We start from the raw sequence: 11,157 nt of genomic DNA on the forward strand, positions 1-11,157 counted from the left end.
CGCCTTACGAAACGGCCGCCGCCTCGGCGGCCGTTTTTGTTTGCGGTGCCGGGTGCGCGGCATCCCGCGCCTCCCACCAGTCGCCGAGCGCATCGACCAGCGGCAGCAGCGTCAGGCCGGATGGCGTGAGGTCGTATTCGACCCGCAGCGGATAGCCGTCGAACACCGTGCGCTGCACGATGCCCGCCTTTTCCAGCTTGCGCAGTTCGAGCGTCAGGATGCGGTGCGAGACGGTGGGATTGTCGCGCCTGAGGTCGCTGAAGCGCTTCGTTCCGTCCTTGAGGTAATAGATCAGCAGCGTCGGCCAGCGGCCGCTCAAGACCTGCATGACCTCCTCGATCGGGCAACGGGAAACGAGATCCTTCATGACGGGCTCCGGCGTGGTGACAAAAATGTGCGTAATTTACATGGGGGCAGGCAAGGCTTAGGTCCAGTGTCGCTGCGCAGCGTGGTCAACAGAAATCACGGAGAAGAACATTGGAACCGATCCTCGTCTACGGCTTCCCCGCCGGAAGCTCCATGGGCCTTGTCGCCGCGCTGGAGTGGCTGGGAAAACCCTATCGCCTCTGCCGCGTCGACATGCTGGGCGACATGCGCGACCCTGCCTATGCCCGCCTCAACGCCCGGCACGAGACACCCGCCCTCGTCACCGATGACGGCCGGGTGATCACCGAAACCATGGCCATCGCCCACTGGATCGCCGCACGCGACACGGAACGGCGCGTCAGCTTCGAGGCAACGGCGCCGGCAGCCGACCGCATGGTTCAGCTGATGGCCTTCCTCAACACCGGCTTCACCGGTTCCTTCAGCCCGCTCTGGTCGGCGCTCGAACTGGAGACACCGGACCCGGTGCTCGAAGATTCGCTGCGTCGCTGGGGCCGCGAGGGCGTCATCGAACGGCACGACAAGCTGGAGACGATGCTCGGCGACACGCCCTATCTTGCCGGCGACCGTCCGACATTGGCGGACGGCGTGCTCATCGGCGTCGCGCGCTGGCTCGACTACCACGCGGTCGCCCCGGCAAGCCGCTGGCCCCGAATCGAGGCCATCCGCCGCCGACTGGAGGCCGACCCTGCCGTCGTGTTCGCCACCGCACTGGAAAGCGGCGAGACACCGGCCGGCAACGGCGCCTTCAGGGGCCACGTTCCGCTTGCCGAGGTCATCGAGCGTTTCGGAAAGGCCTGAAGAAGGAAGGTCGGGCAAAAACCCGGCCTTCCTATCCTCCTGCAGAAAGCTCCAGCCGGCGCGTGACACCGATCGCCGTCAGAAACGCCTCGTCATGGCTGACGACGAGGAGCGCGCCGTCATAGGCGCGCAGTCCCGCCTCCACCGCCTCGATCGAATCGATATCCAGATGGTTCGTCGGCTCGTCGAGGACCAGCAGCGCCGGCGGCCGGCCCCCGCCGAGCACGCAGGCTAGTCCGGCACGCAGCAGCTGCCCGCCCGAAAGGCTGCCGGTGACCTGCAGCGCGGCATCCGCGCGGAACATGAAACGCGCCAGCGCCGCCCGGCAGGCATTTTCGCCGGAACCGGGATTGATCCGGCGAAAATTATCACGGATCGACAGGGCCGGATCGAGCAGGCTCACCTTCTGATCGAGCATGGAGGCGTCCGTAAAGAGGCGCACGCTGCCCTGCCACGGCATCAGCGCGCCGGTGACGAGCGCCAGGAAGGTCGTCTTGCCCGCGCCGTTCGGCCCCGTCACGGCCACCCGCTCCGGCCCGGTCAAGGTGAAGGAAAGGTCGCGGATGACCGGACGGTCCGGCCGGTAGCCGGCGGTGACGCCGTCCATCCGGAGCACCGTCTTGCCGGCGGCAAGATGGGTCGGCAGCACGCTGACGCTCAGCGGCTGGAGGATTTCGATGCGCTCGCGCGCTGCCGCCACCGCCTCGCTCGCCCGCGCCTGGCGGTCCTCGGCAAGCCGCGCATTGGCGCCGCCCGTCAGCTCGCTGCGCTCCTTCATCGCGCCCAGCATGATGCGCGGAATGTCGCCACGCGCTTTCTTGCGGCGGCCGGCACTGTCCTTGCGCGCCTTGCGCTCGGCAATGACCTGCATGGTGTGCGCCACCTCGGCGGCATGCCTTTCCGCATCCGCAAGGTCACGATGGGCGGCGGCGAGTTCCAGCGCCTTGCGCGCACGATAGGCGCTCCAGTTGCCGCCATAGCGGGTGGCGCCGAGCGTCGTCAGCTCGACGATGGCATCCATGGTCTCCAGCAGCGCGCGGTCGTGGCTGACGACGATCGCCCCCGCCCGCCAGCCGGCGAGCAGATCGATGACCGCCTGCCGCCCATCCCGGTCGAGATTGTTCGTCGGCTCGTCGAGCAGCAGAAATTCGGGCGCGCTGAAGATGAGGGCCGCGAGCGCCGCCCGCGTGCGCTGTCCACCGGAAAGGGCGGCAAGCGGCGTCTCCGCCTCCGCCTCCAGCCCGACGCGGGCGAGCGCGGCGGCAAGCCGCGCCTCCAGCGTCCAGTCCGCATCGGCAAGGGCCTCGGCGTCCGCCTCCCCGCGCGCCGCGCGGGAAAGCAGGTCGAGCGCCTCGACGATGCCGAACAGGCTGGCAACGGTTTCCTGCGGGTTGACCTGCACGCTCTGGCGCAGCAGCCCGACCGTGCCGTTCACGGCGACGGTGCCGGCCTGCGGCGTGAGCGCACCGGTGACGAGCTTCAGCAGCGTCGTCTTGCCGACGCTATTGCGGCCGACGAGGCCGGCGCGCTCGGCGCCGAAGGTCAGGTCGAGATCGGAAAGGAGGGCGTGGCCGTCAGGCGTGGACCACCGGATTTTGGAAAGGGTGATGGAATGCGGCATGAATAGAGATTTCCCCGAGGACAAAACGAAGTCGGTTTGTGGTCGGGTTGAAATCCATGGTGCACCATCCGGTCGGCATTGCGTTGCCGGAAATCTAGGGTCGAACCGGCCGCCTTGCAAGGGTGCGGCCGGTTCGTCCGTTTTTTTAGGCTCAGGCCGAGGGCTGCTTCAGCCGCTTCGACCATTCGTCGGCCTTGCCCTGGCCGGCATCCTTCCAGGGCGAGCCCTTGAGGCCGAGCTTCGCACGAAACCCCATGGCCGAGATGATCAGGCGGTTCATGCCGGAGGCGATGAAGGGCAGCGAGGCGATGTGCAGACCGGTAAACGGCAGGAAGGGATTGCGGCGCAGCGAGCCGTAGATCTCGATGCGCGTCGTCGTCTTGTAGCTCGGGCTGCGGGCATGGAAGCCGTGCGTGTCGGCGACGACAAGCGTGTTCGCCTTCACCGTCATCTTGACCGGCTGGCCATAGCCCAGCGCCGTCAGCTCGTCCGGCATGATGCGCAGCGAGCCGCGGGCGGAATACTTGTTCTCGATCGCATCGGCATTCTCGCTGATGTCGCGCTCCCAGGCGAGGCGCTGCGGCGTCATCTCGTGCGAGCCGGGCACATAGGCGAACGGGCCGTCCTCCTCGCCGACATCGCGCAGGAACAGCCACGCCTTGGCCGTCGGCTGGAACGTGTCGCTGTGCAGCGCGGTCTGCGGGTCGGTCGAACCCTGCGTGATGACGGACGGCAGCGCCATCACCACCTGCACGACGAGCAGCGGCTGGCCGGCATGGGACGAGACGTAGCGCAGGAGATTGGTGACGCGCGGGTCGTTGCGCGCCGCCTTGAAGCCCGGCAGGCTTTCGAGGTCGCTGTCGTCGATGATCGCGCGGCGCGTGACGGTTTCGCCCTGCAGCATGTCGTAGCGCTCGAAATCCCGCTCGGCGATCTCGCGGGTGACCGCGGCAAACACGTCGGGCGACAGGAAGTTCTCGATCTTCACGAAACCGTTCTCGGCATATTGCCGGCGGTGATCCGGGGCGACGATGTTTTCCAGCTTCTTGCGGCGCCAGGCGGCCATGCGCATGGCAAGCGAAACGCGCTTCTCGTGCAAGCCCTTCCGGTTCAGCCACTTGCTGCCGATGATGGGGTTGTCAGCGAAGGATTTTGCGCCGGATGCGAGCTGAAGCGCGTACCAGGGGCTGAGCAAGATGGAGGAAATCCGCATGAATACCTGCCTGCAAGGGCCGGGGTTCCGCCATAGGCGGTTGCGCCATCCGGGCGCAGACCGGCTGTTGAGTTTGTCGAGAGTGCTACACCAAGGCCCATGGGAGATCAATTGCGCGCCACGGGCAAAAAGATGAATATGCAACTCATATTTTGTGACCGACATTAATCACAAATCCGGGAGCACGTTGCGCTTCCCCCGCCAAGGCCTATGATAGGAACTGCATATGCGGCCGGAACGCGGCCCAACCAATTCACGGGATCGATGATGTGACCGGGCGCCTTCGCCTCCTCCTTGCCATTGCAACCGGCCTGCCGCTGCTCCTGTCGGGCGGCACGGCGGCGGCGAACGTGTGCGAGCGCCTCCAGGCGGAGCTGGCCAACCTGCCCAAGGTGGTGGTCGATACGACGAGCGCACGCAAATATGCCGGCGCGATCGCCCGCCAGAACATTCAACTGCGCAAGGCCAGGAGTGACCAGCGCCGCCTTGGCTGCTCGGGCGGCAGCATCATCGTGGTCGGCGGGGCGAATGCCGAAGCTTGCGACACGCTCTCAAGCGTCATCGGCAAGATGGAGCGCAACCTTGAAATCCTCGACAAGAAGCGCCGCGAATTTGCCGGCGGCACCTCGTCGCAGGGCAAGCGCAGCCGTCTCACCGCCCTCCTGGCGAGCAACGGCTGCGGCGACGAGGCGAAGGTCATGCCGATCGCGGCGACCGAGACGCTGCGCACGCTCGATGAAAAGCGCACCCTGCCCCTCGGCACCGCGCCCGACGGCAGCGAGCGCCTGAAACTGCGCTCGCTCGGCGGCAGCAACGGCCATGGCAACCTGCGCACCGTCTGCGTGCGCACCTGCGACGGCGGCTTCTTCCCGATCTCGTCGGGCGCGACACCGCTCGACTTCCGGCGCGACCAGAAGGTCTGCGCCATGATGTGCCCGGAAACCGAGACCGAATTGTTCTACCAGTCGATGACCAGCGGCCAGGAAACCGAGCAGATGACCTCCACGGTCACGGGCCGCCCCTATTACGAAATGCCGAACGCCTTCTCCTACCGCACGCGCGACCTTTCCAAGTCCGGCGCCTGCGGCTGCAACCTCTCGGCCTACTACCAGGAGATGATCAAGCGCGAGAAGGCGCTGAAGGGCGACGACGCCGAGACCGCGCGCGCCGGCACCGCCGACGATTCCGACAGCGGCTCGATCACCACCATCCGCACCCTGCCGAAGAAGGAAGAGACCCCGGTCAAGGTGCCGGCGAAGGTCGAGGAGCGCGACTACGATCCGGCCAGCAGCAAGGTGCGCACGGTCGGCCCGGTCTTCCTGCCGGCCAACGAATCCGCCATCGACCTTGGCCGCCCGGTGGATGCCGGCGTCAACTGACGCCTTCCTCCGGCCAGCGTTCCTCGAACACCAGGTCTTCCAGCGGCAGGCGTTGCCGCCAGCCCTTCACCGCCAGCTCCGGCTCGCCGTAGAGCCGGTCGACGAAGCCGACGCACAGCCAGGCGACGATCTCGACATGACCGGGTATGCGGAGGATCGAACGGATATCGCTGTCGTGGAAGATGCTGACCCAGCCGACGCCGACGCCCTCCGCCCGCGCCGCGAGCCACAGATTCTGCACGGCGCAGACCGTGGAATAGACGTCCATTCGCGGGTTGTGCGTGCGGCCGAGAACCACGCTGCCGCCGCGGGTCGGATCGCAGGTCACGCAGATCGACAGCGGCGCCTTCAGGATACCCTCCAGCTTCAGCGCACGATACTGCGCCTGACGCTCTCCTTCGAACATCGCCGCCGCCTCGGCATTGGCTTTCAGGAAGGCCGCATGCACCGCCTGACGGGTCGCCGCGCTGCGCACCAACAGGAAGTTCCATGGCTGCATGAAACCGACGGACGGGGCATTGTGGGCGGCCTGCAGCAGGCGGCCGACGAGGTCGTCCGGCAGGGGATCGGTCAGGAACTGGTCGCGCACGTCGCGGCGCGTTTCGATGGCACGGTAGACGGCTTGCTTTTCCTCACGGGAAAAGGCGCCCGCCCGGACCAGAGGGTCCAAGGGTTCGCTTCGCATCGTCATCTCCCCAACAATGCGTCACAACCTGCCGCCGTCCGCGCGGTTCGGTCTATCGTGCCAGGCCGGTCTTCTGACTTCGGGTCACGCGGCAGGCACCTGCCTTCCCGGTTGAACAACCAGTGGCAAAAGCCTGAATCGATTCAAGCTTTTACGGTGCAAACCATCCCCGTCACAGCGTTGGGCACGTTCCGGACCTGGGTTTATCACCCGCACCGGATTCCCGATTCTCCCGCCGGAGCGGGCACCTGACGCGAAGGATATGCGCATGGCTTGCGGGCACGATCAAGCCCGCCTGCGCCATGCACCGCCGTGCCTGCGCCTCAGAGCGGCGCATCCGGATGGGGCGAGCCGTCATAGGCACCCCAGATAGACTGGTCGAAGCAGATCACCGAGCCCGTCATCAGGCCGGATTCCGGCGAGGAGAGATAGGCGCAGGCCCGCGCCACCTCGGCCGGATCGACGAGCCGCCCGAAGGGCTGGCTTGCCGCCGCTTTCGCCAGCCAGTCGTCGGCCGCGCCATGGAATTCGCGCTGGATGCGATCCTCTCCCTCCGAGGCCATCCAGCCGATGTTGAGGCCGTTGACACGGATGCGGTTGCGCAGAACGGCATAGGCCGTGTTCTTGGTCAGCGTCTCGAGCGCGCCCTTGGAGGCACAATAGGCGGCGATGAAGGGCTGGCCGGCCTTGGCCGACATCGAACCGATATTGACGATGGTGCCCTCGGTCTTCTCGCGCCGCATCACCGTGATCGCCTCCTGCATGAGGAAGAACGGCGCGCGTACGTTGACCGCGAACATGCGGTCGAACAGGTCCGGGCTCGTATCGAGGATCGTGCCGCGGTCGGTGATGGCGGCGGCGTTGACCAGCGCGTCCACACGGCCGAAGGCCGCGTCGCAGGCGGCAATGACCGCGCGCGCATCCTCGACCACAGCGAGGTCGGCCTTCACATAGAGTGTCGCAACACCCGTCGCGCCGGAAATCTCCTTGGCCTTCGCCTCGCCCTTGGCGGCATTGCGACCGCAGATGACGAGACCCGCCGCACCCCGCTCGGCAAAGAGCCGGGCGATCGTCGCCCCCAGCCCCTGCGTTCCTCCCGTGACGACGGCGATCTTGCCGTCGAGCCGCGCACCTTCACTCATGCCATGTCTCCCTTGCAGACCGGCCGACGCTGGCTCGCGAACAACGAGAAGCCGATCGACACATGATTCATTTCCGCAAGCAAATCCCCTATCGGGCTGTTTCTCAAGCCATTTCCGGAGACAGAGACCGACCGGACACGACTATCTTCCGACAGGGCCGGCGCCTGCTGCGGTGCATCCTGGCGGAAACCCCATGGAAACAAGGCGGTAGGGCGCTTCAGTGCGCAGGGCGACTGGTCAGGCCGCGCGTACCGCACTGGCTTCGGCAATCGCATCGCCAGCCATGTCGCCGACATGAACGGCTCGGTTGCGACCGGCATTCTTGGCCGCATAGAGCGCCGCATCCGCCATCACCATCACGTCGTGCAGGCTACCGCCATGGTCCGGGAACTGGGCAATGCCCGCGCTGCCGCCGATGACCAGAAGCTGCCCGTCATGGGCGATCGGTATTTGCGCATCCCGGACAAGGCCCTCAGCAAGCTCGAGGAGCATCTCGCGGCTGGAGACACCGCCAAGGAGCACGGAAAACTCATCGCCGCCGAGGCGGGCGACCGTGCCGAGCGGGCCGATGCGCTCGGAAAAGCGGCGCGCGACAGCCTGCAGCACCGCATCGCCAGCCGCATGGCCGTGCCGGTCGTTGACGGCCTTGAACCGGTCGAGGTCGAGAGCGACGATCGAGAAGGGCTGGCTCTCGCCCTTGCGGATGGCATGGCGCACCTCTTCGTCGAAACCGCTGCGGTTCTTCAGCCCCGTCAGCGGATCGTGCTGGGCAAGGAAGGCGTTCTGCGCCTCGCTGCGCTGCAGTGCCTTGACCAGTGCAGAGAAGCGCAGCGTGACAAACAGCATGACGCCGGCAAAGACCAGCACGAACATCGCGATCTGCGGCAGTGCCGATTTCCAGACGAACAGGCCGGGCATGTTCGGCCGCCAGGAGGCGACCATCGGATTGTAGGTATCGGCACCGACCGGCGTCATCACCAGCCCCGGCTCCTGCGTCACGATGGGCGTGAAGCCGAGGTCGCGCAAACCGAGTCGCCGCTCGGTATTGGCCAGCATCTTCTGCGAAACCGGCTTGACGGTGATCAGCAGCGTCGGCTGCATCCGGCTTGCGGGAATGTAGAGCGACTTCGGGATAACTGCCTGCACGACGACGATGCTCATGACACGGTCGATGAGGCGCATGCCGGAGACGTGGATTTCCGGCAGCGCCGGCGTCAGCAGGTCGGGGTCCTCCTTGGCGCCCTGGACCTGCCATCCGCCACGGTCGGGCGACAGCGCCTCGCGGTAGGCGCGCTCGGCCTTGAGCGTCAGGTCGCTCACCCAATGCAGCTTCTCGCGCGCCTTGCTTTCGGAAACCGTCTCGCCGCGATGCACGCCGAGCACCTTTTCCCCGTCCGGCGTGGTGAAGATCATCCAGGAAAAGCCGAAGTCGGCCCACATCCAGTCGCGCAGCTGATCCTTGACGAAGGCATCACCCGGCATGCCGTCCTTCAGTTCGTTGAAGGTCTTGTCCCAGAAGGACAACTGGCTCTGGTACTGCACCACCTGGTCGATCTGATGGCCGAATTCGTTGCGCACCAGCGTGCGCTCGGTCTCGGCGGCAAAACTGTCGGCCCGCTCGATGGCATAGTCCAGCACGAGATAGTTCGCGGCGCCGAACAGGACGACGATCATCACCGCCGCCATCCGGATCGCCAGACCAACCCCGCGTCGCCGCATTGAGCGGCCCACCTGCGCCTTGCCTGTCATCGTTTCCCTGCCTGTCCCCTGCCGGTTTTTCCGGCTTATGGGACGAAGGCTAAATGACAGACGGCAAAATTCGCTTAAATGAGCTGGTGAGCGAAAGCTTAACTTCCGCCAGCCGGACCCGGAAAACCTGACGCTCCATCCTGCCGCGTCTCCTCCTCCGCCGAGAGCTTCCGGCAGATAGACTGCATCAGCACAAGATTGCGCTGGTCGCGCCAGGTGGTGACGACACCCCAGACGAGGAGCAGCAGGATGGAAAGGAAGGCAACGCCGAGAATGACGAGGCTGCCGGTTGCAAGGCCGTAGAAGCCGAAAACCGCCGGCGTAGCGAAATAAGCGATCTGCGCCGAAAGCTGCCGCCCGGCCGAAAGATCACTGAGTGACCACAGCCGGATCAGCCGGACTTCCTCCTCGGTGAAGGCCGGGCGCATGCCCGGCTTGTCGGCGGGATCGCCCACGCCCTACCCCCGGTCGCGATAGCGATTGGTGATCGGATAGCGCCGGTCTCGGCCGAAATTCTTCTTGGTGATCTTCACGCCCGGCGCGGACTGGCGGCGCTTGTACTCGGCGATGTAGAGCAGGTGCTCGACGCGGTGCACGGTCGCCGCGTCATGCCCGCGGGCGACGATCTCCTCGGTGCTCATCTCGCGCTCCACCAGGCATTCGAGGATGTCGTCGAGCACCGGATAGGGCGGCAGCGAATCCTGGTCGGTCTGGTTGGGACGCAGCTCCGCCGACGGCGCCTTGTCGATGATGTTCTGCGGGATCACCTCGCCCGTCGGCCCAAGCGCGCCTGGCGGCACATGCGCGTTGCGCCAGCGCGAGATCGCATAGACCTGCATCTTGTAGAGGTCCTTGATCGGATTGAAGCCGCCGTTCATGTCGCCGTAGAGCGTCGCATAGCCGACCGACATTTCCGACTTGTTGCCGGTCGTCACGACCATCGAGCCGAACTTGTTGGACACCGCCATGAGAATGGTGCCGCGTGCGCGGCTCTGGAGGTTTTCCTCCGTAATGCCTTCCTCCGTGCCTTCGAAAAGCTCCGAAAGCGAGGAGAGGAAGCCGGTGACCGGGGCCTCGATCGGCACGATGTCATAGCGGCAGCCGAGCAGCCGGGCGCAATCGGCCGCATCCTTCAGCGAATCCTTCGACGTGTAGCGGTAGGGCATCATGATGCAGCGCACCCGCTCCTCGCCGAGCGCATCGACGGCAATCGCCGCGCAGATTGCCGAATCGATGCCGCCGGACAGGCCGAGCACGACGTTCTTGAAGCCGTTCTTGTTGACGTAATCGCGGAAGCCGAGCAGGCAGGCCCGGTAGTCGGCCTCCTCCTTCTCGGGAATGCGCGACGCCGGCCCACCGTCGCAGACCCAGCCGTCCGCCCGCTTCTTCCAGGTGGTGAGCGCGATCGTCTCCTCGAACTGGCTCATCTGGAAGGCGAGCGATTTATCCGCATTGAAGGCGAAGCTGGCGCCGTCGAAGACCAGTTCGTCCTGTCCGCCGAGCTGGTTGGCATAGAGCAGCGGCAGGCCGGTCTCGATGACCTGCTTCAGGACGACCTGATGGCGGATGTCGACCTTGCCGCGATAATAGGGGGAGCCGTTCGGCGACAGCAGGATTTCCGCGCCGCTCTCGGCCAGCGTCTCGCAGACACCGAGATCGCCCCAGATGTCCTCGCAGATCGGGATGCCGAGACGCACGCCGCGGAAATTGACGGGACCGGGCATCGCGCCCTGGTCGAAGACGCGCTTCTCGTCGAACTCGCCGTAGTTCGGCAGGTCCACCTTGTCGCGCACCGCGATCACCTTGCCGTCGTCGATGACGGCGACCGCATTGTAGCGCCCGGTTTCGTCCTGCCTCGGAAAGCCGATGATGACGCCGGGGCCGCCCTTGGCGGTATCGGCCGCCAGATCATCGACCGCGCGCCGGCAGGCTTTCAGGAAGGCCGGCTTCAGCACGAGGTCTTCCGGCGGATAGCCGGAGATGAAGAGTTCGGTCAGCAGCAGCAGATCGGCGCCCTGCCGGGCGGCGTCCTCACGGGCGGCGCGCGCCTTGGCAAGGTTGCCGGCGACGTCGCCGACTACAGGGTTCAATTGCGCAACCGCGATGCGCAGCGTCGCCCTGCCTTGATCGGAGGTCATGTCTTGATCGGAAGTCATGTCTGCGGACCCATCTCTTGCTGGTGT

General features: G+C 65.9%; 10 protein-coding genes and 1 riboswitch. Of the genes, 2 read left to right on the forward strand and 8 right to left on the reverse strand.

What is annotated here, in order from left to right:
* Positions 1-4 precede the first annotated feature (4 nt).
* A complete protein-coding gene (locus AKG11_RS05520) occupies positions 5-367 on the reverse strand; it encodes a winged helix-turn-helix transcriptional regulator (protein WP_023516842.1) in 363 nt (120 codons plus the stop codon).
* 110 nt (positions 368-477) lie between these two features.
* Here AKG11_RS05520 and AKG11_RS05525 point away from each other — a divergent pair, with 110 nt between their 5' ends.
* On the forward strand, positions 478-1,185 hold the full coding sequence (locus AKG11_RS05525) for a glutathione S-transferase family protein (RefSeq protein ID WP_050743203.1): 708 nt from the start codon (positions 478-480) through the stop codon (positions 1,183-1,185).
* Positions 1,186-1,216: 31 nt separating this feature from the next.
* Here AKG11_RS05525 and AKG11_RS05530 read toward each other — a convergent pair whose 3' ends face one another.
* Positions 1,217-2,806 carry an ABC-F family ATP-binding cassette domain-containing protein gene (locus tag AKG11_RS05530; RefSeq protein ID WP_050743204.1) on the reverse strand — a complete coding sequence of 530 codons (1,590 nt, stop codon included), beginning with the start codon at positions 2,804-2,806 and terminating at the stop codon, positions 1,217-1,219.
* A 151-nt stretch (positions 2,807-2,957) separates the two neighbouring features.
* Positions 2,958-4,019 carry a phytanoyl-CoA dioxygenase family protein gene (locus tag AKG11_RS05535; RefSeq protein ID WP_050743205.1) on the reverse strand — a complete coding sequence of 354 codons (1,062 nt, stop codon included), beginning with the start codon at positions 4,017-4,019 and terminating at the stop codon, positions 2,958-2,960.
* Between the two features lie 269 nt (positions 4,020-4,288).
* Between AKG11_RS05535 and AKG11_RS05540 the strand changes: the two genes are divergently transcribed.
* A complete protein-coding gene (locus AKG11_RS05540; protein ID WP_050743206.1) occupies positions 4,289-5,398 on the forward strand; it encodes a DUF2865 domain-containing protein in 1,110 nt (369 codons plus the stop codon).
* Here AKG11_RS05540 and bluB read toward each other — a convergent pair.
* The 5 genes from bluB to AKG11_RS05565 all read right to left on the reverse strand — a co-directional run bounded on the left by bluB (position 5,391) and on the right by AKG11_RS05565 (position 11,112).
* Complete coding sequence (gene bluB, locus AKG11_RS05545) at positions 5,391-6,083, reverse strand: 5,6-dimethylbenzimidazole synthase (protein ID WP_050743207.1); 693 nt, start codon at positions 6,081-6,083, stop codon at positions 5,391-5,393. The genes AKG11_RS05540 and bluB overlap by 8 nt on opposite strands.
* A gap of 45 nt (positions 6,084-6,128) precedes the next feature.
* A riboswitch (cobalamin riboswitch) is annotated at positions 6,129-6,350 on the reverse strand.
* A 56-nt stretch (positions 6,351-6,406) separates the two neighbouring features.
* The gene (locus AKG11_RS05550) at positions 6,407-7,225 is read right to left on the reverse strand and encodes an SDR family oxidoreductase (protein WP_050743208.1); all 819 of its coding nucleotides are present in this window, start codon (positions 7,223-7,225) and stop codon (positions 6,407-6,409) included.
* A gap of 237 nt (positions 7,226-7,462) precedes the next feature.
* Entirely contained in the window at positions 7,463-8,974 is a 1,512-nt protein-coding gene (locus AKG11_RS05555) for a diguanylate cyclase domain-containing protein (RefSeq protein WP_050743209.1), read from the reverse strand.
* Between the two features lie 98 nt (positions 8,975-9,072).
* Positions 9,073-9,429 carry an ammonium transporter gene (locus tag AKG11_RS05560; RefSeq protein ID WP_050743210.1) on the reverse strand — a complete coding sequence of 119 codons (357 nt, stop codon included), beginning with the start codon at positions 9,427-9,429 and terminating at the stop codon, positions 9,073-9,075.
* A 3-nt stretch (positions 9,430-9,432) separates the two neighbouring features.
* Complete coding sequence (locus tag AKG11_RS05565; RefSeq protein ID WP_023513097.1) at positions 9,433-11,112, reverse strand: NAD+ synthase; 1,680 nt, start codon at positions 11,110-11,112, stop codon at positions 9,433-9,435.
* Between the last annotated feature and the right edge of the window lie 45 nt (positions 11,113-11,157).

The sequence above is a fragment of the Shinella sp. SUS2 genome (assembly GCF_001262505.1).
Taxonomy (GTDB): Bacteria; Pseudomonadota; Alphaproteobacteria; order Rhizobiales; family Rhizobiaceae; genus Shinella.

Bases quoted from the DNA above. Each gene is read 5' to 3' on its own strand.
- AKG11_RS05530 (WP_050743204.1), bottom strand. From the start codon at position 2,806: ATGCCGCATTCCATCACCCTTTCCAAAATCCGGTGGTCCACGCCTGAC.
- AKG11_RS05565 (WP_023513097.1), bottom strand. From the start codon at position 11,112: ATGACCTCCGATCAAGGCAGGGCGACGCTGCGCATCGCGGTTGCGCAA.
- AKG11_RS05535 (WP_050743205.1), bottom strand. From the start codon at position 4,019: ATGCGGATTTCCTCCATCTTGCTCAGCCCCTGGTACGCGCTTCAGCTC.
- AKG11_RS05550 (WP_050743208.1), bottom strand. From the start codon at position 7,225: ATGAGTGAAGGTGCGCGGCTCGACGGCAAGATCGCCGTCGTCACGGGA.
- AKG11_RS05555 (WP_050743209.1), bottom strand. From the start codon at position 8,974: ATGACAGGCAAGGCGCAGGTGGGCCGCTCAATGCGGCGACGCGGGGTT.
- AKG11_RS05520 (WP_023516842.1), bottom strand. From the start codon at position 367: ATGAAGGATCTCGTTTCCCGTTGCCCGATCGAGGAGGTCATGCAGGTC.
- bluB (WP_050743207.1), bottom strand. From the start codon at position 6,083: ATGCGAAGCGAACCCTTGGACCCTCTGGTCCGGGCGGGCGCCTTTTCC.